At 68.9% G+C, this 24,811-nt stretch carries 27 protein-coding genes; 15 read left to right on the top strand and 12 right to left on the bottom strand.

The window, feature by feature from the left end; all coding sequences use genetic code 11:
- Nucleotides 1-199 precede the first annotated feature (199 nt).
- The 4 genes from NF4_RS05370 to NF4_RS05355 all read right to left on the bottom strand — a co-directional run bounded on the left by NF4_RS05370 (nucleotide 200) and on the right by NF4_RS05355 (nucleotide 3,654).
- On the bottom strand, nucleotides 200-1,786 hold the full coding sequence (locus tag NF4_RS05370) for an ABC-F family ATP-binding cassette domain-containing protein (protein ID WP_439956740.1): 1,587 nt from the start codon (nucleotides 1,784-1,786) through the stop codon (nucleotides 200-202).
- Between the two features lie 161 nt (nucleotides 1,787-1,947).
- The gene (locus tag NF4_RS05365; RefSeq protein ID WP_063126186.1) at nucleotides 1,948-2,367 is read right to left on the bottom strand and encodes a roadblock/LC7 domain-containing protein; all 420 of its coding nucleotides are present in this window, start codon (nucleotides 2,365-2,367) and stop codon (nucleotides 1,948-1,950) included.
- On the bottom strand, nucleotides 2,364-2,732 hold the full coding sequence (locus NF4_RS05360) for a hypothetical protein (RefSeq protein ID WP_063126185.1): 369 nt from the start codon (nucleotides 2,730-2,732) through the stop codon (nucleotides 2,364-2,366). Before NF4_RS05360 ends, NF4_RS05365 begins: the two co-directional genes overlap by 4 nt.
- Before the next feature lie 385 nt (nucleotides 2,733-3,117).
- Nucleotides 3,118-3,654, bottom strand: a complete 537-nt coding sequence (locus tag NF4_RS05355; protein WP_063126184.1) for a DoxX family protein — start codon at nucleotides 3,652-3,654, stop codon at nucleotides 3,118-3,120.
- A gap of 271 nt (nucleotides 3,655-3,925) precedes the next feature.
- On the opposite strand from NF4_RS05355, the gene NF4_RS05350 reads away from it, so the two are divergent.
- A complete protein-coding gene (locus NF4_RS05350) occupies nucleotides 3,926-4,690 on the top strand; it encodes a hypothetical protein (RefSeq protein ID WP_063126183.1) in 765 nt (254 codons plus the stop codon).
- Between the two features lie 263 nt (nucleotides 4,691-4,953).
- On the opposite strand, the gene NF4_RS05345 is transcribed toward NF4_RS05350, so the two are convergent.
- Nucleotides 4,954-5,991 carry a helix-turn-helix transcriptional regulator gene (locus tag NF4_RS05345; protein ID WP_063126182.1) on the bottom strand — a complete coding sequence of 346 codons (1,038 nt, stop codon included), beginning with the start codon at nucleotides 5,989-5,991 and terminating at the stop codon, nucleotides 4,954-4,956.
- Between the two features lie 92 nt (nucleotides 5,992-6,083).
- On the opposite strand from NF4_RS05345, the gene NF4_RS05340 reads away from it, so the two are divergent.
- The 6 genes from NF4_RS05340 to NF4_RS05315 all read left to right on the top strand — a co-directional run bounded on the left by NF4_RS05340 (nucleotide 6,084) and on the right by NF4_RS05315 (nucleotide 11,452).
- On the top strand, nucleotides 6,084-6,506 hold the full coding sequence (locus tag NF4_RS05340) for a VOC family protein (protein ID WP_063126181.1): 423 nt from the start codon (nucleotides 6,084-6,086) through the stop codon (nucleotides 6,504-6,506).
- An 85-nt stretch (nucleotides 6,507-6,591) separates the two neighbouring features.
- Nucleotides 6,592-7,095: an aldo/keto reductase gene (locus NF4_RS05335; protein WP_084532870.1), complete on the top strand. Its 504-nt coding sequence runs from the start codon at nucleotides 6,592-6,594 to the stop codon at nucleotides 7,093-7,095.
- A 4-nt stretch (nucleotides 7,096-7,099) separates the two neighbouring features.
- Nucleotides 7,100-8,323 (top strand): winged helix DNA-binding domain-containing protein, encoded by a 1,224-nt coding sequence (locus tag NF4_RS05330; RefSeq protein WP_084532869.1) that lies wholly within the window; start codon nucleotides 7,100-7,102, stop codon nucleotides 8,321-8,323.
- A 43-nt stretch (nucleotides 8,324-8,366) separates the two neighbouring features.
- Complete coding sequence (locus NF4_RS05325; protein ID WP_063126179.1) at nucleotides 8,367-8,729, top strand: hypothetical protein; 363 nt, start codon at nucleotides 8,367-8,369, stop codon at nucleotides 8,727-8,729.
- 320 nt (nucleotides 8,730-9,049) lie between these two features.
- Nucleotides 9,050-10,000 carry a terpene synthase family protein gene (locus NF4_RS05320; RefSeq protein ID WP_232330326.1) on the top strand — a complete coding sequence of 317 codons (951 nt, stop codon included), beginning with the start codon at nucleotides 9,050-9,052 and terminating at the stop codon, nucleotides 9,998-10,000.
- 93 nt (nucleotides 10,001-10,093) lie between these two features.
- Nucleotides 10,094-11,452: a sensor domain-containing diguanylate cyclase gene (locus tag NF4_RS05315; RefSeq protein WP_063814506.1), complete on the top strand. Its 1,359-nt coding sequence runs from the start codon at nucleotides 10,094-10,096 to the stop codon at nucleotides 11,450-11,452.
- 122 nt (nucleotides 11,453-11,574) lie between these two features.
- Here the strand turns inward: NF4_RS05315 and NF4_RS05310 are convergent, their stop codons facing one another.
- A complete protein-coding gene (locus NF4_RS05310; protein ID WP_063126177.1) occupies nucleotides 11,575-12,186 on the bottom strand; it encodes a DUF4126 domain-containing protein in 612 nt (203 codons plus the stop codon).
- A 240-nt stretch (nucleotides 12,187-12,426) separates the two neighbouring features.
- On the opposite strand from NF4_RS05310, the gene NF4_RS37510 reads away from it, so the two are divergent.
- Nucleotides 12,427-12,594 (top strand): hypothetical protein, encoded by a 168-nt coding sequence (locus NF4_RS37510; protein WP_157119997.1) that lies wholly within the window; start codon nucleotides 12,427-12,429, stop codon nucleotides 12,592-12,594.
- 38 nt (nucleotides 12,595-12,632) lie between these two features.
- Here the strand turns inward: NF4_RS37510 and NF4_RS05305 are convergent, their stop codons facing one another.
- Nucleotides 12,633-13,265, bottom strand: a complete 633-nt coding sequence (locus tag NF4_RS05305; protein WP_063126176.1) for a TetR/AcrR family transcriptional regulator — start codon at nucleotides 13,263-13,265, stop codon at nucleotides 12,633-12,635.
- Between the two features lie 200 nt (nucleotides 13,266-13,465).
- Between NF4_RS05305 and NF4_RS05300 the strand changes: the two genes are divergently transcribed.
- The 3 genes from NF4_RS05300 to NF4_RS05290 are packed head-to-tail and all read left to right on the top strand — an operon-like array spanning nucleotide 13,466 to nucleotide 16,992.
- Nucleotides 13,466-14,269 (top strand): SDR family NAD(P)-dependent oxidoreductase, encoded by an 804-nt coding sequence (locus tag NF4_RS05300; RefSeq protein WP_063126175.1) that lies wholly within the window; start codon nucleotides 13,466-13,468, stop codon nucleotides 14,267-14,269.
- Between the two features lie 60 nt (nucleotides 14,270-14,329).
- Nucleotides 14,330-15,457, top strand: coding sequence for a DUF5938 domain-containing protein (locus NF4_RS05295; protein ID WP_063126174.1), 1,128 nt, complete (start codon nucleotides 14,330-14,332; stop codon nucleotides 15,455-15,457).
- A 2-nt stretch (nucleotides 15,458-15,459) separates the two neighbouring features.
- Entirely contained in the window at nucleotides 15,460-16,992 is a 1,533-nt protein-coding gene (locus NF4_RS05290; protein ID WP_063126173.1) for an acyl-CoA synthetase, read from the top strand.
- Nucleotides 16,993-17,046: 54 nt separating this feature from the next.
- On the opposite strand, the gene NF4_RS05285 is transcribed toward NF4_RS05290, so the two are convergent.
- The gene (locus NF4_RS05285; protein WP_063126172.1) at nucleotides 17,047-18,207 is read right to left on the bottom strand and encodes a DUF1444 domain-containing protein; all 1,161 of its coding nucleotides are present in this window, start codon (nucleotides 18,205-18,207) and stop codon (nucleotides 17,047-17,049) included.
- Between the two features lie 326 nt (nucleotides 18,208-18,533).
- Here NF4_RS05285 and NF4_RS05275 point away from each other — a divergent pair, with 326 nt between their 5' ends.
- A complete protein-coding gene (locus NF4_RS05275; RefSeq protein WP_039824965.1) occupies nucleotides 18,534-18,725 on the top strand; it encodes a DUF3072 domain-containing protein in 192 nt (63 codons plus the stop codon).
- Nucleotides 18,726-18,772: 47 nt separating this feature from the next.
- On the opposite strand, the gene NF4_RS05270 is transcribed toward NF4_RS05275, so the two are convergent.
- The 3 genes from NF4_RS05270 to NF4_RS05260 form a co-directional block, all read right to left on the bottom strand.
- Nucleotides 18,773-19,960 carry a YbfB/YjiJ family MFS transporter gene (locus NF4_RS05270; RefSeq protein ID WP_063126170.1) on the bottom strand — a complete coding sequence of 396 codons (1,188 nt, stop codon included), beginning with the start codon at nucleotides 19,958-19,960 and terminating at the stop codon, nucleotides 18,773-18,775.
- Nucleotides 19,961-20,059: 99 nt separating this feature from the next.
- Nucleotides 20,060-20,638, bottom strand: a complete 579-nt coding sequence (locus tag NF4_RS05265) for a TetR/AcrR family transcriptional regulator (protein WP_063126169.1) — start codon at nucleotides 20,636-20,638, stop codon at nucleotides 20,060-20,062.
- Nucleotides 20,625-22,160: an MFS transporter gene (locus NF4_RS05260; protein WP_063126168.1), complete on the bottom strand. Its 1,536-nt coding sequence runs from the start codon at nucleotides 22,158-22,160 to the stop codon at nucleotides 20,625-20,627. The genes NF4_RS05265 and NF4_RS05260 overlap by 14 nt, the downstream gene beginning before the upstream one ends.
- Before the next feature lie 152 nt (nucleotides 22,161-22,312).
- Between NF4_RS05260 and NF4_RS05255 the strand changes: the two genes are divergently transcribed.
- Complete coding sequence (locus tag NF4_RS05255; protein ID WP_063126167.1) at nucleotides 22,313-23,047, top strand: MBL fold metallo-hydrolase; 735 nt, start codon at nucleotides 22,313-22,315, stop codon at nucleotides 23,045-23,047.
- A 124-nt stretch (nucleotides 23,048-23,171) separates the two neighbouring features.
- On the top strand, nucleotides 23,172-23,375 hold the full coding sequence (locus tag NF4_RS05250) for a hypothetical protein (protein ID WP_063126362.1): 204 nt from the start codon (nucleotides 23,172-23,174) through the stop codon (nucleotides 23,373-23,375).
- A gap of 133 nt (nucleotides 23,376-23,508) precedes the next feature.
- Here NF4_RS05250 and mbp1 read toward each other — a convergent pair whose 3' ends face one another.
- On the bottom strand, nucleotides 23,509-23,751 hold the full coding sequence (gene mbp1 / locus NF4_RS05245) for a microaggregate-binding protein 1 (protein ID WP_063035182.1): 243 nt from the start codon (nucleotides 23,749-23,751) through the stop codon (nucleotides 23,509-23,511).
- Between the two features lie 168 nt (nucleotides 23,752-23,919).
- Between mbp1 and NF4_RS05240 the strand changes: the two genes are divergently transcribed.
- Nucleotides 23,920-24,777, top strand: coding sequence for an alpha/beta fold hydrolase (locus NF4_RS05240; protein ID WP_063126166.1), 858 nt, complete (start codon nucleotides 23,920-23,922; stop codon nucleotides 24,775-24,777).
- The last annotated feature ends 34 nt before the right edge of the window (nucleotides 24,778-24,811 follow it).

Genomic DNA, 24,811 nt, shown 5'->3' with positions numbered 1-24,811 from the left:
CCGGATCCGCGATATCCACCATCGGGCCGCACGAAAAACCGCTGCTCCCGGGGTTTGGTTCGGCCGCGTCCCCGAGGAGAAGACGCACGAATCGGTCGGCGACGAGCCGGCCGCGTTCGCGTCGGGGGAGGCCCTGTCCGGACTGACCGACGAACCGTACGACGCCGAGGACGGTGCCGGGGCTGCCCTCGGCACCCACCTACTCCTCGATGAGCTGCCCGTCGGCCAGGTGCCAGCGCCGGGTCGCGCGCACCGAGTCCAGCATCCGCCGGTCGTGCGTCACCAGCAGGAGTGTGCCGGTGAAAGAGTCGACGGCCTGCTCGAGCTGCTCGATGGCGGGCAGATCGAGATGGTTGGTCGGCTCGTCCAGGACGAGCAGGTTCACGCCGCGGGCCTGGAGCAGTGCCAGTGCGGCCCGGGTGCGCTCGCCGGGGGACAGGGTGTCGCAGGCGCGGTTGACGTGCGGGCCGCGCAGACCGAACTTGGCGAGCAGGGTGCGCACCTCGGCATCCGGCAGGTCGGGCATTGCCGCGCCGAAGGTGGCCGCGAGAGTGGCCTCCCCGCGGAACAGGCCGCGTGCCTGGTCGACCTCGCCGATCCGCACGCCGGAACCCAGTGCCGCGGTGCCTGTTTCGGGGGCGATCTTGCCGAGCAACAGGGCCAGCAGAGTGGATTTGCCGGAGCCGTTCGCGCCGGAGACGACGATGCGGTCGGCCCAGTCGATCCGGGTGGTCACCGGCCCGAGCGTAAATTCTCCGCGCGTGACGGTGGCAGCCCCGGCCGTCGCGACGACGGTACCGCTGCGCGGCGCGGTCGCGATCGTCATCCGCAGCTCCCACTCCTTGCGCGGTTCCTCCACCACGTCGAGCCGTTCGATACGCCGTTGCGTCTGGCGGGCCTTGGCGGCTTGCTTCTCGGTGGATTCGGCGCGGGTTTTGCGACCGGCCTTGTCGGAGTCGTTCTTGCTCTTACGGCGTGCGTTGCGCACACCGTGTTCCAGCCAGTTGCGTTGCATCTGTGCCCGGGCTTCCAGTCCGGCCCGGGTGGCCGCGTATTCGTCGTAGGATTCGCGGGCATGCCGGCGCGCGATCTCGCGCTCCGCCAGGTAGACGTCGTAGCCGCCGTCGTAGAAGCCGATCTGCTGCTGGGCGAGATCGAGTTCGAGCACGCTGTTCACGGTGCGGGTCAGGAATTCCCGGTCGTGGCTGATGATCATGAGCGGGGTCCGGACCCCGGTGACGAAACGTTCGAGGCGTTCGAGACCGTCCAGATCGAGGTCGTTGGTGGGTTCGTCGAGCAGCAGGATATCGAAGCGCGACAGCAGTACCGAGGCGAGACCGGCGCGGGCCGCCTGCCCGCCGGACAGACCGGTCATCGGCGTATCCAATCCGCCCGCGAGGTTGCCGGTGAGCCCGAGTTCGGCGGCGATCTCCCCGGCGCGCTGGTCGAGGTCGGCTCCGCCGAGCGCGAGCCAGCGTTCGAGGGCGGGGGAGTAGTCGTCGGCGCCGCCCTCGCCGAGTCGTTCGGCGGCCGTGTCCATGTCCCGCTGGGCATGCGCGACGCCGGTGCGGCGAGCCAGGAACCCGAGCACGGTCTCGCCGTCGATCCGTTCGGGTTCCTGCGCCAGGTAGCCGACGGTGGCATCCGGCGGGCTCAGGGTGATCGTGCCCTCGTCCGGGGCGCCGTCGGCGAGTATGCGCAACAGCGTCGATTTACCGGCACCGTTGACGCCGACCAGGCCGACCACGTCGCCGGGTGCGAGGGTGAAATCGAGGTCGGCGAACAGGGTGCGTTCGGCGTGTCCGGCCGACAGACCGCTGGCCTGCAAGGTTGCGCTCACCGGGCATATTCTGCCCGTCCACCTGCCCGGCCCGTCGGGCGCCCGCCGTACGACGACGTGGACATCCTCGGCACCGACGATGGCGGCAACCTGTCATCGCACCCGGGTCAGGGGTCGGGGGATTGCAGTAACTGCAATGTCCGTTTGGCGGCAACACTGAAACGGCCCATGCTGACCGAGGTCCGGCTGGTCACGACGAGCAGCAGGGTGGTGCTGATCGGGAATACGCCCACGCAGCCCTGTTCGGCCTCGAATATGGAACCCTGGAGCCGGCCGTGGGATACCAGTTGAGTGAAATGGTCACCGATTCCCGCACCGGCCGCGGCCATCGCCGAGGCGCGGTCCGCGAGGGTATCGGCGGTGTCGTCGCCAGTGGATTCCTTGTTCGCGGCGATGAGGAGACCGTCGCGGCTGGTCATGATGGCGTGCTCGATGCCGTCGATCTCGTCGCACGCCTGCTGCAACAGACGGCCCACGATCGCGGGGTCGCTGAGCAGCACATCCCGGCGTCCGGGCCCGCTGTTCATAGTCTGATCGCTTGTTCGACGCGACGGAGCTGGTGGCGGGCGAGAGCCAGGTTGGCACGGGAGCGGTCCAGCGCCAGATAGAGGAAGAGTTGCTCTTCGGCGTGGCGCGCCAGCGGCATGATGATGTGGTACTGGGCGTCGAGGGAAACGAGGATGTCCTGGACGGAGTCGTTCAATTGCAATGCCTCGATCGCGCGCAGCTTCGCGCGCAGGACCTCGGTGTTCACCGCGCCGGCGACATCGAGATCGAAAACGGAACTGCCACCCTGTTTCGCCAGCAGCATTCCGCTGCCCGCATCGACGAGTGCGATACCGATCGCACCGTCCACGGCCATGCCCTCACGTAGTGCGTCGTCCAGATTCATGTGGAAACTCCTGGACCGGCGGAGCATTCTCGTCTCGAAATCTCCGCGGCCTTCTTCCTCGATAGGACGCCTTTCGGACACGTTGCCGAATAATGGGTGACGGATCGCCGGACGGCGACGCGTGGTGAAAGGCTCCTGGTACCAACTGGGTTCGTGCCGCCGAGTGGATGTGACCGTCCTCGTCGGCAGCAACAGCCTAGCAACGAAGAGGACCGCAATCTAGATCAACTTTTGAGCTTTCCCGCCACGTTGTGCATTCGAGATCGTCTGTGCGGCAGGTGTTGTGACGATTCGCTCCGAATCGCCGTGACGCCGCGTCTTCTCCGGGAGTCGCACCTGATCTTCCCGTCGGGTGCGGTCGAATTCAGCGCGAACCGTCCACGGGTTACAGCACTGCCTTGAAAACCAGAGTGATCACCGCGGCCACCACGGCGAGGGCCACCGAGATCACGCCCCAGGCCGGCCCGGTGCGCGCCCAGGGGCGGCCCGCGTCCACGGACAGCCGGCCGGGCCCGGTGAACGCGACCGCTGCCGCGACCACCGCGAAGAGCAGGCCCATCTCGTAGCCGCCGAGAAGCCCCTTGCCGAATCCGGTATGGATGATGACGATCCCGGTGCCCAATACCATCGCTGCCCCCAGGGGAGTGAATGCTCCGCAGGCCAGCAGTAGCCCGCCGGCGAGTTCGCTGAGCCCGGCCAGGGTGCCGAACAAGGCGCCGGGGTCGAAGCCCATCTGCTCGAACCCGGCATTGTTGGCCGCGAGTCCCTCGCCGCCGAACCAGCCGAACAGCTTCTGTGCGCCGTGGGCGGCGAACAGCAGCCCGAAAGCCAGCCGCAGCATCAGCAGGCCGATATCGATGGCCAGGTCCTGGTCTCTGCCGGAAGCGTTTTCGGCGCGGTCGAGTGTCTGGCCGGCGGTCATCGGGAACCCCCTCGTTTCAGTGGATGGCCTGCCGCGGCGTCCGGCACACCAAGATCGTCTCTAAAAAGGTTACCCTATCCTTACTTGCTGCGGCGTTCTCCGCACACCACGCCCTGCCCGGGCCGACACAGCGGGTGAACCCCTCGTAAAGATCCCCGGATCCCGCCCCGCTCGGTCCCCGCTGGACCGTCCGTCCGTGCGGGTCGTGGGCTGCTGTCCGGCGAGTACGCTGGTCGGCACGGTACTCCGCCGACAAGAGGAGTGCGTGACCATGGAGTGGCTACTGATCGCGGTGGCGGTCGTGCTGGTGGCGTCGATCCTGGTGTGGCGGTCCCGGCAGAACAGTCTGCGCGCGGCGACCGAATTGGCCGATGCGCTCGCCGAGGCCCGCCAGGTCAACGAGCGCCTCGGCGGTCAGATCTACCACCTGTCCGGCAGCAACCCGGCCGCGCAGCAAGCACTCGCCGACGCCGCGGAACGCCACACCGCGGCGGGTTCGCAGGTCGACCAGGCCAGAACCCCGGTTCAGGCCCGGCTGGCGAAACAGACCGCGGTCGAGGGGCTCTACTACATCCGGGCCGCGCGGATCGCCATGGAGATGGATCCCGGCCCCGCCGTACCCGAATTGGCGGGGCAGGCCACCGCGGGTGAGGTCAGCGAAGATCGGGTGATCGACTTCGACAATCGCCGGATCGCCGCGTCTCCGCGTCCTTCGGCCGGGACGCCGAACTACTACCCGGGCGGGCGCGTCGCGGGCCGTCCTGTCCCCGCCGGCTGGTATTCCGAGCCCTGGTGGAAACCGGCGATGGTCGCCGGTGTCTGGGGAGTCGGCTCGGCCCTGCTGTTCACCTCGCTGTTCTCGGGGATGGCCGGCGTGGGTTACGGCGCCGAAGGTTTCGAACAGGGCTTCGGGGAGGGCTATGCGGACGGACTCGCCGCCGGCGATCAGGGTTACGGCGGACCGGGCGGCGGCGACGGCGGTCACGACGATGGGGGCGGTTTCGATGGCGGTGGTTTCGATGGCGGCGGCTTCTGACAGGCCCGCGCCTGCCCGCGGCAGCGGGGCCGGGAGAGTCCAGGTGGGCCGGGCTCCGCGCGGGAACTGTTCGGCCGCGATGTCCACGAGTTCGCCGAGAACCTGCTGAAACCCGACGGCCAGCCGGCCGCGGGTGCGTCACCGCGTGCAGAACGCCGTGGCCGGCCTGCCGGCGCAGAGCGACGACGGTGCGCTACCGACGCTGTTCGCGGCGGTGGCCGATACCCCGGGGCCCAGCGTTCACGGAGCGCGGTCGGACGACCTCATGGTTCGCCTTCCCGTGCAGGTGCCGGGGTCGAGCACGCGCTGGATCCGCTGTTCGCCGCTCCGGTGTAGCGGTGGGCCAGCCGGGCGAACGCGGCGGTGAGTTCGGGTGGGCCCAGGACCTCGATATCGGCGTCGAACCTGCCCAGGTCGCCGGCGAGCGCCGTCCACGACCACGAGCCGACGGCGACCCGGCACCGGTCGGGGCTCAGTGCCTCCACTACCCCGTCGTGCAGGTACGGTGCCACGTCGGCCGCGGCGAGGTGCAGGATCACCTCGCCGCGGCAGGGCCAGTCGCCGGTCGCGTCCGTGCCGCGGAATCTGCTGATCAGGAAGGTCGCGATATCGCCCGTCGGCGGGAGTGCGCGCGGAGTGAAGCGCGGGCCGGTGGGGGTGCGCGGGTCGATCCGGTCGGCCCGGAAGGTCCGCCAGTCGGCGCGGTCGAGGTCCCAGGCGACGAGGTACCAGCGTCCACTCCAGCTGACGAGATGGTGGGGCTCCACCCGGCGGGGCGGGATCGGCGCCTGGTCGTCACGGGTCTGTGGTGAGGTGGCGGTGTAGTCGAAGCGCAGCACTTCGCTGTGGTGGACGGCGGTGCCCAGAGTGGTGAGTACGGCGGTGCGCACCTCCGGCGCGGGCCGACTCGCCGGTGGTGCGACGGTGGTGATCCGGAGGGCGTCGATGCGGTGGCGTAGGTGCGCGGGCAGCACCTGGCGGATCGTGTTCAGCGCGCGCGCCGCGGATTCTTCGATGCCGGCGCCCGCGTTGGTGGCGAGCTGCAGTGCGACGGTGAGGGCGACGGCCTGCTCGTCGTCGAACAGCAGCGGGGGGAGCCGGCTGCCGGCGCCGAGCCGGTATCCGCCGTCCGGGCCCTTGGTGGTGACGATGGGATAGCCCAGTTCGCGCAGACGGTCGACATCGCGGCGTACGGTCCGCGCACTGACCTCCAGCCGTTCGGCCAACTGCGTTCCCGGCCAGTCCCGGCGTGCCTGCAACAGGGACAGCAGCGCCAGCAGCCGGGCGGAGGTTTTCGGCATTTTTTCATTCTCGCCGAAGTAGAGGACACATCCTGTCCACTACCCCTGCGAATGTTGCTCCGGTAAGCCACCGAGCCGAATCAGGAGCAACCGTGTCCCTCACCACCACCACTCACCTGAACTTCCGCGGCGACGCCCGCGCGGCGCTGGAGTTCTATCAGTCGGTGTTCGGCGGTCACCTCGCCGCCGTCACCCACAAAGACGCCGGCAGCGTCACCGCGGAGGCCGAGGCCGAACAGATCTCGTGGGGCCAGGTGCAGGCCGACAACGGGTTCCACGTGATGGCCTACGACGTTCCCTCGTCGATCGCCCACGACCCCGGCAAGAACGCGTTCTTCGTCTCTGTGCGCGGTGAGACGGTCGAAGAAGTCACCGGGTATTGGGAAAAGCTCACCGCGGGGGCGACAGTGGTCGTCCCGCTGGGCCCGGCGGGCTGGGCGCCCGTCTACGGGATGCTGCAGGACCGTTTCGGTGTCGTCTGGGTCCTCGACGTCGTCAGCGAATACAACGGGTGATCCGGTGGGCCACCGGGGCATCCGCGCCGGTGGCCCATCGCTGTCCGCCATGCCCAGGAAACGACACCGACAGGACACCGCCACGATGAGAACGCGCCCCCTCGGTCGCACCGGAATACAGGTCGGCCCCTACTGCCTCGGCACCATGATGTTCGGTCCGGCGGAAAATTTCGACCGTGCCCAATCCGTCCGGATCGTCCATCGCGCACTGGACGCGGGGATCGACTTCGTCGATACCGCCGACGTGTACGGACCCGGCGGTATCTCGGAAGAGCGCAAACTGGATGCCGTGGAAGAACTCGTCCCGCCGGCCGCCGAAGCCGGCCTCTCCCCGGCCCATTCGGCGATGGCGTTCGCCGTCACCCATCCCGAGATCACCTCCGCGATCATCGGCCCGCGCACCCCGGCGCAGCTCGACGATCTGTTGGCCGGTGCCGCGGTCACCCTCGACGACGAGGTGCTCGACCGGATAGATCGCATCGTCGCGCCCGGTACGGATCTCGGCCCGCTCGATGTGGCGTACGTACCACCCGCCGTCGAACTCCCCGCGTTACGGTGGCGTCCGGCCGCCGAGCGAGCGGCGGCCTGACCCGATGACCGTCCTGTCCGCCCGCGCACTCAACCGGGCCACTCTCGCCCGGCAGTTCCTGCTGGACCGTGCCGATCTGCCGGTGTCCGATGCTGTCGCACATCTGTGCGGATTACAGGCCCAGGAACCGCAGGAACCCTTCGTCGGGCTGTGGTCGCGGCTACGTGCCTTCGATCCGGCGCACCTCGATGAGCTGCTCACGACACGGCAGGTGGTGCGTACCCAGCTCATGCGCCGCACGGTTCATCTGGTCACCGCTGCCGACGCGCTGGCGTGGCGGGCCCGCCACGACACCATGCTGCGCCAGAAGGTGATCGGGGTCTACCGCCGCGAGCTCACCGGAGTGGACCTCGATGAACTGGCGACCGCGGCCGGAGAACTGCTGGCCGACGGTCGATCCCGCACCATGCCCGAACTCGGCCGGGAACTCGCCGTACGCTGGCCGGCCGCCGGGCCGCGGCCACTCGGCGAACTGGTGATCGCCGCACTCGTCCCGACGGTGCAGCTGCCGCCGCGCGGGTTGTGGCGCCGCACGTCCGGCGCACGCACCGTGCCCCTTGCCGCCTGGCTGGGGCGCGAGGTCGACCCACCCGCCCCGGACGGCACCGATCCTGTCGGAAAAGCGCTGGTACAGCGCTATCTCGCCGCGTTCGGGCCCGCCGCGGTGGCCGATCTGCGCGCATGGTGCGGCCTCGCCGGGCTTCCCGCCGCGGTGGCCGCGACCCGCGACGAGCTGCTCACCTTCCGCGACGAGCAGGGCCGCGAACTCCTCGACCTCCCGGACGCACCACGCCCTGATCCGGACACCCCCGCCCCGGTGCGGTTCCTGCCCGCGTTCGACAACGCGATCCTCGGCTACCACGACCGTAGCCGGATCATCGACCATGCCCACCGCGGCCTCTCGGTCGCCGGCGAGCGGGTCGTGCTGGTCGACGGCCGGGTCGCGGCGACCTGGACCTGCCGTGCCGATGCCCTGACCGTCACGCCGCTGCGCCGCCTCTCCCGAGCCGAACGTGCCGCGGTCGCCGAACAAGGACGGGAACTGGCGTCGTTCCTCACCGACGACGACGGCCATCCGGTACAGGTGGCGGCATCCGGTGACAGCGCCGGGGGCGGTGGCGCCCGGGGTGGTCACCGGCCGGCCGTACCCGCCGCCCCCGGCCGAGAGCGGCCGCCCGACAGGCTGCCCGACCTCGCGGCGGAGTGTGCAGGATCCCCGCCGCAGTAACGTGGAGCCGTTCCCGGCCGAAGCTCTTTCGAGAGGAGTCCTTATGAAACAGAAGATTTTTGCCGCCGCACGCGTTGCCGCCGCCGGTATTTCGGGCCTGGCCTTCGTCGCGGTCGTCGGTTCCGGCACAGCGACGGCGGCGCCGCAGGATTGCGTCGTCGAGCGAGACCTGTTCGGCGCGTCGGCAACCTGCGGACCCGACGGAGGCAGCAACTACGTCCTGCACGTCGATTGTGTCGGCCTCTACGCCAGTGGACCGTTCCCGCTGTACGCCGTCGGCCCCTACGCGGCGCTCAGCTATCCCTTCACGCCGACGGGTCAGCGCATCACGACGGGTTGTACGGGAATGGGTCCCGGTGTCGTCGCGGTGGCGACCAACGCCTATGTCGAGGTCTATCGAGGCTAGCGGAGGAGCCGGGTCCCGCGTCTCGGCGGGACCGCGCTGTGCGGGATCCTGTGTGCGGGAAGACCGATGGGGTGACACAACCGCCGCTGTGTACCAAGCTGGAAGGGTTTGGATCATGCGGGAGGAGAGTCGTCGTGGCTTCTCGATACACACCGGCGCTCGAGCGGAGAATCGCGGATATGCGCGCGCAACGAGACACTCGGGTTCACGCGGACAGGCCCTGGTCGTTACAGGAACTGTTCAGCACGCCCGACTGCGATATCGCAGAGTACAGCAGGGAATTCAGGCCGAGTCAATTCGGCGCGCAATCCTGCGCGGAGGTGGAGAAATATTGCCGCGCCCGGGGCATCTGGCTGGAGCCGGGCGGCGCGCACTACAACAGTATGACGCCGTATCTACATCCGGGCCCGATCAGCGCGGACCGGTTGACCACCATCGGCCTGTTCAACGCGATCCTGTTCTGGCTCAACGATACTGTGGGCCGGGAGAAGTTCGGGCATCTGTCCAGAGGTGAACAACACCGGGCACGAACCGAACTCGACCGGCTGTGCCGCCTGCTCGAATCGCGCACCGCGCCGGAGGACGCCTCGCCGATCGAAACGGCGACGGTCGAGTTCCTCTCCCGGCTGCACGCTCAGGACGCGGATCAGCAGTGGCTCGATCTGTTCCTGGAGTCGACCGTCGAGCATCTGCGCACCGCGATCCGGGACCAGAACGCTCGGTCCCGCCGTGACCTGCTGGCCACGGACGAATACATCGATCTCCGGGCCCAGGTGTCGGGCATGTTCCCGGCCATCGCCCTGTGCGAATTCGGGCGGGACAGCTACCTCGACCGGGAGCGATTGGCCGCGGCGGGGCTCGCGGACGATGTGCACCGATTACAGGTGCTGACGGCAGAGATCGGTGCCCTGATGAACGATATGTTCTCCTTCGAGAAGGAGTGCATAGTCGACCGCTCCGATTTCAATCTGATACCGGTGTGCTTCCTGAACGACCCGCAGGCGACGCTGGCCGATGCCGTGCACGCCGCCGCCGGCGTGATCCGCGACCGGCTCACCGAGTTCCGCGGGTTGCACGCCGCGCTCACGGCGCGCTGCGCCGAACCCGGTATCACCGACAGCGGCCTGGCGGGGCCGGTCCGGACCCATCTCGCCGACCTGGACGGCTGTGTCCAGGCCACCTGGGTGTGGCAATTGATGACGACCCGGTACAAAGGCGTCGGCATATTTGCCGAGAACAACCTCCGGCCGAGTAGCAACGGTGCGGCGTGATAGGGAAGGATGGCCTCAGTCGGGGTGGTGATGCCCGGCAGGGGTGACCTGTAGCTGCGGTGGTGTCGGGCACTGGATGAACGAAGGGGTGTGATGGACGGTTCGGGGCACGATGAACTGGTCCGCTCGTGGTCGCGGGCACTGCGGGCGCCCGGTGACTCCGCCCCGGCCGACCCGGCTGCCGACCAGTTCCTGCACTGGCTGGTCGACGATCTGGCAAAAGCCCTCACCTCGACCCAGTTCGACGCCACCGCGGGGGCCAGGGTCGGCGCGGCCCTGGCCACCATGGAGGTGGGTGTCGACGATGTACCCGCCGTTTCGGCACCGATCCTGTGGGGTCTCCTCGAGCCGGATGCCGGCCCGACCGCCGTGACGCGGATGTCGATTCTCCTCACCAAACTGGGCGAGGGGTACGGAACACACCGGCAGCGGCGGATCGCCGCCCACCACGCCGAACAGGCCGAGCCGACCCGGCAGTCGGACGCGCGTTACCGGGTGGTGTTCGAGAACGCGGCAGTGGCCATCGCCGTTGGCGACACCAACGGCATTCTGCTCGACGCGAACCAGAAGCTCGCCGATATGATCGGCGTCCCGGTCGATGAGCTCCGCGGTATCTCGGTCTACGAATTCGCCCACCCCGAGGACCGGGAGCGTATCCGTAGGCTCGTCTATGAAAAGCTGGTGCCCAAGCGCGGGGGCACGGTGAAACTGGAACAGCAGATCGGCCGCGTCGACGGCAGCTACGGATGGGCCTCCTTCTCCATCACCTTCGTCGAGGGCGCGGCGGGCCACCCGAACTACCTGCTGGCGGTGGGCGAGGATGTCACCGAACAGCACCGCATGCGCCAGGAACTACACCGCCAGGCCCGGCACGACCCACTCACCGGCCTACCCAACCGGCGCCAGTTGCTGGAGCGGCTCGACGCCGTGATGAACGAGGCGGGAGGCCACGAGCAGATCGGTTTGTGCTTCGTGGACCTGGACCGCTTCAAACACATCAACGACCGATACGGCCACGGCACCGGCGACCGGGTGCTCACCGCGGTCGCCGACCGCCTGCACACGAGTGTGCAGGACATGGACTGCCTGGTGGCCCGGATCGGCGGCGACGAATTCGTCGCGTTGGTGCCGCCGCCGGTCGACGCCTGGAAGATGGGCCGGGTGGCGGACAGCCTGCTGGGCGCCCTGGCCGATCCGGTGACCACCAACAGCCACCGGGTGCAGGTTTCGGCCAGTATCGGCGCCGTGCTGACCACTGTGCAGAGCGGCCAGGCCGAAACCCTGATCGATGCCGCCGATACAGGTCTCTACCGCGCCAAGAACAACGGTAAGTCGCAATGGGTACTGCACATGCTGGCCGACGGCGTGGTCACCGAGGCCGAGCTCGACCTCGATCCGGATCGACTGAACCGGTATATCCCCACCGAGGACCTGCCGGATTCCGACTCCTGACCGCGGTCGCCGATCGCCGGGGCCCGTCGGGCTCGTGGTGGTGCGGCCCCGTCCGAGATGGCGATGGAAGAACTCGAGCGCCTCTCGACCTCGAATCGGGCGACCGGTGGTGGAGCCCGGATCTAGCTCGATCGCGAGGACTGCGTCACGACCGGCCGCGCGGACGCCGGTTTCCGGCGGCGGAATCTGCGCACCGCGCGCCACGCGACGAACAGCAACGCCCCCAGCACGACCGGCACCAGGACCGGCAGCACTATCGCCAGGGCGACCAGGAGGAAGGCCAGCACATCCTCGACGATCGACACCACCGGATTCGCGATGCCGCCCGTCGTGGCGGTACTGGCCGCGCGGACACCGGTCTGGGTCGCGCTGAAGGTGAGTGCGGTGGGGGCGCCGACAATGATTCCCGCGATCGCCGCGGTGGCCGGATCTGCCGCCTCGAACACCGACCCGGCGGCTATCGCTCCCGCGATCGGGCCGCTGACATTGCCGATGAGCGACAAGAAATTGTCGACGAACGGGATGAGGTCGCCCAGGATCTCGGCAGCGGCCGCGACCGACAACGCGAGCAGCGCCCCGGTCGAGCCGAGCCAGGCGAACGACTCGTTGAGATCCAGGCCGAGCACACCGAAATGCGCGGCAGCGCTGAGTACCAGCAACGGCAGGAAAGCGCGGAAGCCGCAGGCGGCCGCGAGTCCCAACCCCAGGAAGGCGGGAAGTACCCAGCTACTCATGATGGCGAGTGTAAGTGCCCGAGCGTGTGCATTCGCTTACGCACCCGAAGGTTCCACCATGGCCACACCGCTCACCGTGCGACTCGCCGCCGCGGGTATCGGCGTGCACGCCGTCGATCACGTGCTCGTCCTACTCGTCCCACCGGTGGGATGGAATATCGGCACGGTCTAGATCGGCGCCCCGATCTATGCCGCGCTCCTGCGCGGCCGCAGCTGGGCGCGTGTCACTGTGACTGTGTTGTGGGCTGCCAGCTCGCCGGACGTTTCGTGGTGTGGGTACTTTTTCCGGACGCCGGCGTACACGCGGCGTTGATCTTCGGGTGGACGGTCTCCGCGGTGGTGCTCACGCTGCTGTGGATACCCGGTTCCGCCCGCGGATATTTCCGCCGGTCCGCCGCCGCGGAGTAGCGCTGAGGTAGCAGCGCGCTCGGCGCCGTCCCGCTTTGCTACTGCGGGGCGCCGAGCAGGGCGAATACCGAATCCAGCTGATCGCGCACGGTCTCGGCGCCGTCGGTGCGTCCCGCCAGTTGGTGGAGCAGCGCGCGCTGGAAGATCCCATCTATGGTCGTGTACGCGACGGCGGGCGTGAGTGTGGGGGCGCTGCCCCGGTGTTCGCAGTAGCGGGAGACGACCCGCCAGATCATGTCCTCGCGGCGGGCCTCGATCTCGAGTACGTCGTCGCGGAACGAATTGTCGAACAGGCTCTGGTTGCGCAGGTCGTACCAGAGCCGGTGGATGGCGGCGTCGGCCACGAGCGTGGCCGAGAACGTGGCGATGAACTCGGCGCGCAGCTCGTCGGCGTCGTGCGCGGAGGCGATGACATCGTCGTAGCGGGTCACGCAGACCGCCTCGTATTGCCGGACGGCATGCACGAGCAGGTCGATCTTGTCGCGGAAATAGTAGTGCAGGACCCCGTGGGAGTATTCGGAGTTCTGCGCGATCTCCCGCAGGCTCGTATGGGCGTAGCCACGCTCGGCGAGCGTGTGCAGGGTGGCCAGCGCGAGCTCGGTGCGCTTCGCCGCGAACTTGTCGCGAGCGCGCTCGTCTATGCGGGATCTGGGATCAGCGGCCTGTGTCACTCGTTTGCAATCTTCTCGGTTCGGATCTCATCTGCCCGGCTCCTCCTGAGTGTAAGGCCACGACGACTGCCAACCTTTGGACGACTGTCAAGATTTTCCTTGACGACTGTCAAGATTCCGCCCTACTGTGGCTTGCGACACACCACGTCGGTTTTGTGGCTCAGATCACAGTGTCGCCTGCTTTCGAGAGAGGAACGGATATGACGAGTTACGACCTGGGCGGACGCGCTGCGCTGGTCACCGGGGGTGCGCGCGGGCTGGGGGCGGGGATGGCCCAAGCGCTGACCGAGGCCGGCGCGGCGGTGGCGATCGCCGATATCGACGCCGACGGCGGCGCCGCGATGGTCGAGAAACTGCGGGCGCAGGGGAGCCGGGCCGAACTCGTCTCGCTGGACGTCACCGACGACGGCGCGTGGGAACGTGCGGTCACCACGACCGTCGGCGCGCTGGGCGGGCTGGACATCGTGGTCAACAACGCGGGTGTGGAGGTCACCAGCCTGCTGGCCGATCTCGATCCCGAACAGGCCCGCACCATGCTCGATGTCAATCTGCTCGGCACCGCGCTCGGTATCAAACACGCGTTCCGGGCCATGCGGCCGGGCGGGGCCGCCGGGCGCGGTGGGGCCGTGGTGAACATCGCCTCGGTCGCCGCGACGATCGCGTTTCCCGGGATCAGCGTCTATTCGGCCACCAAATCGGGGATCGACCGGCTGACCAGGGTGGCTGCCGCGGAGTCCGGCAAACTCGGCTACGGCGTGCGCGTCAACTCGATCTATCCCGCCCTGACCCCCACCGCGATGGGGAACAAACTCGCTGTCGACTGTGCCGAACTGGGATTGTTCCCCTCCCCGGAGGCCGCGGCGCAGGCGGTCGCCGAACTCACGCCGCTGGGCCGGCTGGGCCAGGTCGACGATATGGCCGACGCGGTCGTATTCCTCGCCTCCGACGCGGCGAAGTTCATCACCGGTGCCGGACTGCCGGTCGACGGCGGAATGGGCATGTAGCGACAGCCCCGTTCCGCCCACCGCTCACCTTCCATCCGATGACGAGGAGAGAACACCACCATGCCTACCGACAAACAGGTCGTCGTCTACGGCGCCTCCGGCTACACCGGCCGGCTGATCTGTGAATACCTGCGCGAGTACGGTATTCCCTTCCTGGCCGCGGGCCGCGACCACGCGCGGCTGAAAGCGGCGGTCGACGCGGTGCCCGGTATCGACACCGTGGACCACGAGATCGCCGAGGTCGAGCACACGAGCGCGGCGCTGGCCGAGGCATTCCGGGGCGCGCGGGTCGTGCTCAACACGGTCGGTCCGTTCGCCCGGTACGGGCATCCGGTGGTCGAGGCGTGCCTGGAGATCGGCGCGCACTACACCGATACCAACGGTGAGCAGAACTGGATGATCGACGCCCAGGAACGGTACGGTGCCGAATTCGCCTCCCGCGCACTGTTGCTCACCCCGGGCCTGGCGCAGATGTACACCATCGGTGAGATCGCGGCCAATATCTGCCTGGAGAACCCCGGCCTGGACACCCTCGATATCGAGGTGTTCTGGAAAGGGCACCCGACCGTCGCCTCCACCAACACGATCCTCACCAATGCCGCTTTCGCCGAGGCCTACTACCTCGAGCAGAACGAGTACGTGGAGTGGCCGGTCGACGAAGGGCTCTACCAGGTGGTGGTGCCCGGGCAGCACGAACTCGGCCTGGCGCTGCCGTGGGGCGGTACCTCGCATCCGGTGTGGTTCAAGAACGATCCGCGGGTCGCGAATGTGCGCGCGCTCGGCGGTGTCATGAACCGCCCGCTGATGCTCGGTGTGCCACAACTGGTGGCGGCGGCCCTGGCGCAGATGGACGGGAAGTCGGAGGCGGAGAAGTACCGCATCATCGACGAACAGTCCGCCGCCATCCGCAGCGAGATGCCGCCGCGGGAGAATCCGCGGATCAACACCTCGCTCGACTCGGTGTACGCCTCCGGGCCGTTGGGCCGGGCACACTGCCTGATCCACGGCAACTGCAACTACAAACAGACCGCGCTGCTCAACGCCCATGCCGCGGCCGCCCTGTTGCAGGAGTCCCCGCGGGTGACCGGGTTCGCCTCGAGCTGCCGGGCATTCGGGCATCGGGAACTGCTCGGCACGCTGCGCGCGTTCGGGCTCGTCCTCGATCCCATCGTCACGGTGCACCGCTGACGATGCGACTCGCGGACTATCTCGACAAGGGGGTCTCGCTCGGCCGCGCGGCCCCCTGCCTCACCTCCGGCGGAACAACACGCACCTACGGTGAGGTATATGACGATTCGGTGGCCGTCGCCGGCGCCCTGCAGCACACCGGGATCGAGGCCGGAGACCGGGTCGCGGTCCTGTCGGCCAACGACCCGCTCGCCCTGACCTGCGTCTTCGGCATATCGCGCGCCGGTGCGGTGTGGTGCCCGGTCAACCCGCGCAACGAGGCCGAGGAGAACCGTCGGCTCTTCGACCTGTTCGGCTGCCGGCTGCTCTTCTTCCAGAAGAGCTTCGCCGGCCTGGTGGCCCGTATCCGCGACCGGCTACCTCGGCTGGAGTGGCTGGTCTGCCTGGACGGCGACACCGAGGGCGCGATCGCGTTCGATACGTGGCTGGCCGCGCACCGTGCCGAACCCGACATGCGCCGGCGCCCGGCGGACGGGCTGTGCATGCTCGCCGGAACCGGCGGGACCACCGGCCGACCGAAGGGGGTGCGGCTGACCGAGCTCAATATGATGACCTCGACCGCGCTGGCGCTGATGAGCTATCCGTTCGGCGACCGTCCACGCTACCTCGCCCTCGCGCCGCTCACCCATTCGGCGGGCGTTCTCACCTTCCCGATCCTCGGCCTCGGCGGTGAGATCGTCATCATGCCCGCGCCCGATATCGGGCAGTTCCTCGCCCTCGCCGCGCGACACCGGATCACCCACGCGTTCCTGCCCCCGACGGTGATCTACGGCCTGCTCGATCATCCCGATCTCGATCGCACCGATCTGTCGTCGCTGCGCTGCCTGTGGTACGGCGCCGCACCGATGTCGCCGACCCGGCTCGAAGAGGCCTTGGCGCGTATCGGCCCGGTCCTCGGACAGTTGTTCGGCCAGACCGAAGCACCGAATATGATCGCCACCCTCGCACCGGCCGATCATTTCCGGCCCGACGGCTCGGTCGCCACCGAGCGTCTCGCCTCGGCCGGTCGGCCCACGCCACTGACGACGGTCGCCATCATGGACGAGCGGGGCACGCTCCTGCCGCCCGGCGAGCGCGGTGAGATCGTGGTGCGGGGCCCGCTGGTTATGGACGGCTACCACGAGAACCCTGCCGCGACAGCGGAAGTCAGCGCGTACGGCTGGCACCATACCGGTGATATCGGTTATCTGGACGAGGACAATTTCCTTTTTGTCGTCGACCGCGCCAAGGACATGATCATCACCGGTGGATTCAATGTCTACTCCGCCGAAGTCGAGCAGGCCGTCCTCGCGCACGCGGCGGTGGCCGAGAGCGCGGTGGTAGGCCTCCCCGACGAGAAGTGGGGTGAACGAGTCACCGCGGTGGTGCGCCTGCGGCCGGGGCATACGGTGACCACCGACGAGCTGATCTCGTTCGTCAAGCAGCGTATCGGCAGCGTGAAAGCTCCCAAGCAGGTGGAGATCTGGCCGGATCTACCGCGCTCGAAAGTCGGCAAGGTATTGAAGAACGTGATCCGTTCCGAACTCCGGGAATGAGTGAGCGGGCGCCGCCGGACCGATCCCGCGGCCACCGCCCTCGTTTCGCTGCTGTCAGAACGCGACCGCGGCCTCCGTGAGACGTTCGAACACCGCGGGATCGGGCCATCCGCCGGTGCGGAAGCGTGGCGGGTGGATACCGGGCATCGGGGTGATTCCGGTGAGATCGACGGCGGTGTCGAACGGCACCATGATGGTCCGTTCGTCGTCGGTGGCGAACGCGAGGAAATCGGCTACCGGCAGGGCGGCGTCGACACCCTCGCCCCAGACCGTGACGGTATGGATACCGTCTTCGCGTTCGGCCACCATCAGACTGCTCACGTAGATCACCTCCAGCTCGTCCCGATAGTGCTCCTCGAGCCATTGCTGCTGGGCTTGGTATTCCGCCCCGGCCAGCACCGCGCGGGCCCGGGCGACTTCGGCGTCGTTCGCGGTGGTCATCCGGTCCAGGGGAATCACCAGGCCGGATTCGTCGAGGGTGTAGCCCTGGGGCGAGAGCGGCCGTGCCGCCTCCCGGTACTCCTGTTCGACCGCTTCGAAGGCCTCGGACAACAGCTCCGGATGGCCGGGAACGATCAGCAGGCTCCGCTGATCCGGAACGAAGGCGACCGGCGGATACTCGAAGTTCGTCGTCGAGACGAGCAGCCAATCCGGCACCAGGATCCAGGATGACAGGTAATCGGCCTCGTCGACCGCTATCTTCACGATGCCGTCGCCGGGTAGTTCCGCCACCGGCACCACCGCGGCCAGGTTCTCCCGGGCCACCGTCAACGCTTCTTCCGCCGTCACCCCCCATTCGGCGAGCTTCGTCTCGTCGGGGAAACCGATGACATCCGGGTAGTCGATGGCCAGCAACTCGTCCACGAACGGGAACAGCGGGCGTCGTATCCGCGAACCCTCGTCCTCCAGTGCGTAGGTCGAAGGCCGCAGTACCGGTCGCAGCAGCGGGCGTACCTCCGCCCAGCTCTCGGGTGGCGTCGCGGGCGTCACCAGCGCGGGCACGATCCGGGCCAACCACTCCCGCGTTTCCTCCGGCGATCGGTCGCGCGCCTCCGTGAAGAGGTTCGCGAGATACAGGACAGCGTCGCCGTCGTGGTATCGGACGGCGAATTCGTCGGTGTCGTAGGAGACATCGGTGATACCTGCCGCGCGCATATGCCCGAACACCTGCAATGCGAATTCGCGCCGTGCCCGATCGTCGTCGGTATTCGTCATCTGGAAGAGCAACCTCACATTCGGCGGTTCGGGCAACGACGGGAAGCGCGGACACTACCGGAACAGCGGCCGGTGGCGACCGGCGATGTTCCCAGTGCCGGTGCCCCGGCCCGCGAATGCTCGGTGCGGGGGCCGCCGACGTGCGTCCCGCAATCCGGCCGGATCACACCGGACCGGTGTGTTCGGCTCCGGACGAGCGCCCGCACCGTCGCGGCCGTGGCTGCCGCCGTCCGCTCGCGGACGCAACGCGGTGGAGGTGTGGTTGAAGCCGGGCGATCCGGGTACGCGGGTTTCGAACACTCGTTCTGCCGTGGAGAGGAGCGGTGATGGTGCAGCAGCAGCCGGAAAAGGACCGGGACCAGTGGACCACCGGCGACGAACCGATGACCGGCCCGCAGGAGTCCTATCTGCACACCCTGGCCCAGGAAGCCGGGCAGCAGGTGCCGGAGGGGCTGACCAAGGCACAGGCGTCACAGCTGATCGACGAACTCCAGCAGCGCACCGGCCGGGGGGTCTGATCGCGAGACGACAACGCACGCCGTAGTGCCGCCGACCGGCCGGCGTCCTATCGAGGAGCGGGCCGGGCCCGGGCGGCGGCAAACGCCAGTATCGCCGACATCGCGATGACCACCGCCGCGACGGTGAACGCGGTGGCGAAGGAGTGGCCGACGACCGGGATCACGAGCAGCGGACCGAGCACCTGCCCGATCGCGTAGACCGCGGTCAGCGTCGCTGCGGCGCGCGGGACGTGCAGCCGGCGGGCGTAGTCGAGGGTGAGTACCACCACGCCCATGAATGTGGCCCCGAACGCGACCGCGGCGACCGCCGCGGCGGCGACGCTGCCCGAGGCCGCCGCGACCGCGGCGCCCGCGGCCTGCACCGCGAGAGCCGTGACCAGCGCGGGCCCGGTCCCGATCCGGCCCGCGATGCGGTGCCAGGCCAGAGTGGCGGGCGCCGCGGCCAGCCCGACGAGCGTCCACACCAGCGCGCCCGCCGACGAACTCCCGGTTCCGGCCACCGCGGCCACCAGGAAGGTGCCGATGATGATGTAGCCGACTCCTTCGGCGAAGTACGACCCCAGGAGCAGCCGCCACGCCCGCGGCGCCTGCCCGGCACCGGTACGCCCGGTGTCGATCGCGGTATCGCCCGCGCTGTCGGCCGGCCCGGATTCGGAGCGGATATCCAGTAACCACGCCGGCGCGAGCAGCAGCGCGGTCAGCACCGCCGAATCGAGCCACAGACCCTGCCATGACAAGAGCGGGGCGGCGAGCAGGGTGTAGACACCGGAGATCGCGATCCCGAGACCGACCCCCGCGAACGCCACGGCAGGCGAAGCACCCTCTTGGCGGTGGTGTGCCACCGTGGCCGCGCAGGCGATGAAGATCGCCGCGCTGGCCGCCCCCGCCACGAACCGGAGCCCGGTCGCCACTGCCACCTGCGCGGTAGCCGCCATCCCGGCCTCACTGGCGACGAGCACCACCGACCACGCCAGGAACGTCGAGCGCATGCTCAATCGCGGTCGCCGAGTGAGCAATACCGCGCCGAACAGGTAGCCGGCATAGTTGCCGGTCGCGATCACCGCGCCGTCGCCGGCACTGATCCCGGCCGAGGCGGTCATGATGGGCAGCAACGGTGTGAACACGAAGCGCCCCACGCCCATCGCCGCGGCGAGCCCGGCCGCCGCGGCGATCCCTACAGCCCGTCCGCGCAGTGCCGTCCCGCCGCTGCGCTCAGCGGCCCGCAGATCAGTCATACCCGGCACGTTACGACCCCGATTCCGCGCTCGGGCGGCCGAGGGCGGGCGAACCCACCGCTGCGCCGCTACCGGTGACCGGCACGCGAATTCGCGGGCTCACCCGTTGTCCGGCGCTGCGGTTTCGGTCATGGCGAGCAGTTCCGCGCGTGCCGATTCGAGCTGGGCGGCGGTGAGATAGGGACTGTTGGCTGCGGTGGCCAGCCCCTCGGCCGCGTAGCGGATCACCGACGTCGTCCCGGGGGCGAGGCCGTCGGCGGCGAATGCCTCGTCCAGCCGCCGCGCGTCGTCGGCGTACAGTTTCTCGAGGTGGGGGGCGGTGCCCAGGGTGACGATCAGGCCGGTCGGGCTGAACGCCCGCTCGACGGACTCGCTACCGTTGGTCAGGGCGCGGACATAACCGCGGGTGAATTTCCCCGGCCGGTTCTCGGACAGGTCGATGCGCTCGTGTACCTCGGCCCACACTTTCTCGATCAGATGTTCGGTGACCCCGGCCAGCAGCGCGTCCCGGTTCGGGAAGTGGTGCATGAGACCCCCCTTCGTCACGCCGGCCGCCGCGGCGATATCACTCAGGCTCACCCGGCCGCCGCGTTCGGCGAACATCCGTTCCGCGGCCTCGAGCACGGCCAGCCGGGTGCGTTCCTTGTCTCGGGTGAGCCCCTGGTCAGACCGGCTCATGCTGCCTCTGCTCCTTATCCGCGGCCCGCCGGTGCGACGGGATGACGCGCCAGGCCACTACGCCCGCGACCACGAGCAGGGCCGCCGCGAGATACGACGTGGACTGCAGCGCGGTGGTGAAGGCGTGTGCCGCACGGGTGAAGATATCGGAATCGCCCGCGACCCCCGCCGCGCCCGCGAGCGAATCCCGGGCCGCGGCGGCCGCACCCGGATCGGTGCCTGGTCCCAGCTCCAGGTTCGCGCGGTACCGCGCCAGCTGGATCGAACCCAGCACCGCGATACCCAGTGCGCCGCCCATTTCGTAAGCGGTCTCGGCAATGGACGAGGCGGCGCCCGCCCGCTCCTGCGGCACCGCGGTGACCACCGCGTCCGTCGACAGCGTCATGGCCACGCCGACACCGAGGCCCAGGACCGCCAGCGCGATACCGAGACCCCAGAAACCGGCCGAGGTGGCGGCCCAGCCGATCCCGGCGAGACCGACGGCGGCCACCAGCAACGCGCCGCCGATCGTCCGCCCGGCCCCGAACCGGGCCACCAGTACGCCGACCACGGCGATCACGGCCAGGGAAGCCAGCGTGGTCGGCAGTTCGGCCAGCCCGGCCTGCAGCGGGCCGTACCCGCGGACGAGTTGCAGGTACTGGGAGAAGAAGAACAGCAGCCCGAGAAACGCGAAGATCGACAGTGCGGTGGAGAGCACCGCACCGCTGAACGCGGGCATCCGGAACAGTGAGATATCCACCAGCGGAAGGGCCAACCGCGACTGTCTGCGCAGGAAGAGCAGGCCACCGGCCACCCCGATCAGCGCCGCCACCGCAACCGTCGGGTCGAGGCCGGTGCCGGCCCAGTGTTTCACCGCGTAGACCAGCGGCACCATGGCGACGATGGACAGCACCGAGGACAGCCAGTCCACCGCATGTGCGCCGGTGCCGCGGGATTCCGGTAACAACAGCGCGCCCGCCACCAGGACGACGGCCATGACCGGCACATTGATGAGGAACACCGAACCCCACCAGAAATGTTCGAGCAGCAGACCGCCGACCAACGGCCCGGCCGCCGCGCCGGCGGTGGCACCGGCCGACCATACGGCGATCGCCGTCGTCCGTTGCCGCGGATCGGTGAACACGGCACGCACGATGGACAGGGTCGACGGCATCAGCGTTGCCCCGGCCACCCCGAGCAGCGCCCGCGCGGCGATGAGGGTTTCGGCGTTCGGCGCCAGTGCGGCGAGGACGGAGGCGGCGCCGAACGCGCCCGCGCCGATCAGCAGGAGACGTTTGCGCCCGATCCGGTCAGCGAGATTGCCCATGGTGATGAGCAGTCCGGCCAGCACGAATCCGTAGATGTCGCCGATCCACAGGAGTTGCGTCGCGCTCGGCCGGATATCGGCGGTCAGCGCCGGTACCGCGAGATAGAGCACGGTTCCGTCGATGGCGAGCAACAGCACCACGCTGACCAGGGCGGCCAGCGCCGCCCATTCACGGCGGCCCGCCCGGCCGGTCGCGGTTTCCACTACTTCGCTCATTCCTCCCACACTAACAGTCCATATGGAATGTTATAGAAACTGAATGGACTTTTAGGATGAGCGCTCGGTCACGCTCACTCGGGATCGCTCTCCGCCGCTCGGTACCCGCTGGTCGCGTTCTCCGCGGCGGGGCCGCCCGCTAGCGTTTCGCTATGACGGTGACATGGGAAGAGTTGGGTTGGGAGCGGCTCGCGGAGGGAGTGGGCCGATGCCGGTTGCCGGTATGGGACTGTACGGCCGGGTTGATCGTGGGGGAGGACTTCGCGTTCGTGGTCGATACCGGGTCGAGTCTCGAGGAGGGCGCCCGGGTGCGGGACCGGGTGCAGCAGCTGGCGGGCCGGGCCGTCACCGGTGTCGCGCTGACCCATCATCACTTCGACCATGTCTTCGGTGCGGCGGCATTCGGGCCCGCGCCGATCTTCGCCGCCGACGGTGCGCAGGCGCTGTACCGGGAAGGGCGCGCGGAGCTGTACGCCGACGCCGTGCACAACGGACTCGACCCGGCGGCGGCCCGGGCGGCCGCCGACGCGCTCGTCCGGCCCGGCGAGTACGTCCGGGACGTGACCGCGCTGGGGCGCGGCGCCGGTCGCGATATTCTGCTGGTCCGTATCGGCCCCGGACATACCGGGCACGATCTCGCGGTCGTGGTGCCCGGCGTCCCCACCGTGGTGTTCTGCGGTGACCTCGTCGAGGAATCGGGCGAGCCGCAGGCCGGTCCCGACGCCGTCGGGACGCAGTGGCCCGCCGCGCTCGACCGGTTGCTCGAGCTGGGTGGTGCGGACGGGGTATACGTGCCCGGACACGGAGCGGTGGTGGACGCGGAATTCCTCCGGCGGCAGCGGGACGACCTGGCCGCCCGCTTCGGCGTGGACGAGCCCACCGCGTAGCAGGCGGCGCCCGGCGATTCCGGCGCCCACCGTGTGCCGGGGCGTTTTGCGGGTATGTGCGACATAGGAAGTCGACGAACCCGCTCGGGTGTCGTCGGTTCCGGTGGAACATCAGGAGGTTCTCATGCTCGCCATTGCCGCCGCCGTCGCGTTCGGTCTCGCGCTCCTATTCGATCTGACGGATGCCAGCCTCGGTGACTCCATCACCGGCGGCACCCTCGTCACCGTCGGACTGTTGCTTCTCGCCCTGCATCTCGCGGGCTTCGGTACCGGTGCGCGCGCCGGGGCCGGAGGCCGCTCCTGGAACTGGCGTCGCGTCCGCCGCTGAGCCGGCTCGGGCCGGGATTCCCGCGTACAGGACGACGGCGGCCGCCCGGACTTCTCCGGGCGGCCGCCGTCAGGCGTTCGGTGGCCGGCGCGCCGTGTGGAAGGCGCTCGGGACACCGTCGGCGGAATCGCTGCTACCGCCCCTGATGTGACCGCTGCCGTGCTTCCTGAACGTCGGCCTCGGAGCGTGCCTTCTCGGCTTCGGCTTCCTTCTCCGCGACCTCACGCTGTGCTTCGGCCTTGTCCTGCTGGGCGATGCCCTCGTCGCGCAGGTCCTTGTTGTCGAGGAGGGTGCCGCCTACTTCCTTGGCCTTGCCCTTCACGCCCTCGACGACGCCTTCCAGTCCTTCCCGCGGGCCAGTCTGCTTCTCGGCCACGATATCTACCTCCGAATGTTCGGTCCTGGTGGATATCTGCGACGTACCCGGAGGTCGCGCTTTCAATCGGTGATCTTTCCGGCGCCGTCGGCGCAATGGCAGGAATGTACCCGATGATGTCTTTCCGGACTCTCGTCCGGCGGACGCCCGCCGGGTCACGCTGGAGCCATGTGTGCAACCATTCCACCGCGCGTACGGCGGACCGCAGTTCAGGTCGACGGCGCCGCGGCCGGCTACCTGACCGTGGAGCAGGACGGGCCCGCGGTGCTGCTGCTCCACGGAACGTACTGGAGTCGCGTGTGGCTTCCGATACTGGACGGCCTCGCGGCGGCGGGCCTGCGGCCCCTCGCGGTCGACCTCCCCGGACTGGGGCGATCGGGAGGCGAACTCACCACGGCGACCGCCACGGTGCCCGCGCTGGCCGGATGGGTGCGGCGGTTCGTCTCCGCGATGGGGATCACCGGCCCGATCGCCCTGGGCGGCCACGACATCGGCGGCGCCGTCGCCCAGCATCTCCTGGTCCACGACGGGCTGGAGGTGTCCCGGCTCGCGCTGGTCAACTCGGTCCTCTACGACTCCTGGCCCGCACCACATGTCGCACGATTCCGCGACCCGGTGGTGGCCGCCGCCACGACGGCCGAAGAGTTGCTGGATGCCCGCCGGAAGGCCGTGGCGTCGGCGCTCGCGAATGCCGCCACCGAAGAACTGATCACCGAGTATGTGGACCCGTGGGCCGACGCGCGGGTCCGCCGCTCCTGGCTCGCACTGGCGGGCGCGGCCGACAACCGCTACACCCTCGATCTCGTGCCCCTGCTACGGCGTTGCCGGACACCCAAATTGCTGATCTGGGGTGCGGACGACAGGTTCGAAGGCATCCACTATGCCGAGAAGTTCGCCGCGGAGATTCCGAATACCGGGCTGGTCCGCATTCCCGGAGCCGATCATATCCCTACCGAGAGTGCGCCCGGCCCGATCGCTCGCGCCCTGGGTGATTTCTTCACCGGGGAGCAGTCGTCGGTCACCTGATGTACTCGGCGACGACCGGGTACAGGCCGCGGGG

It is taken from the genome of Nocardia fusca NBRC 14340, from assembly GCF_001618425.1.
Taxonomy (GTDB): domain Bacteria; phylum Actinomycetota; class Actinomycetes; order Mycobacteriales; family Mycobacteriaceae; genus Nocardia; species Nocardia fusca.
Note: the sequence above shows the minus strand (reverse complement) of the source record. Positions and strands in the feature narration are given on the sequence as shown.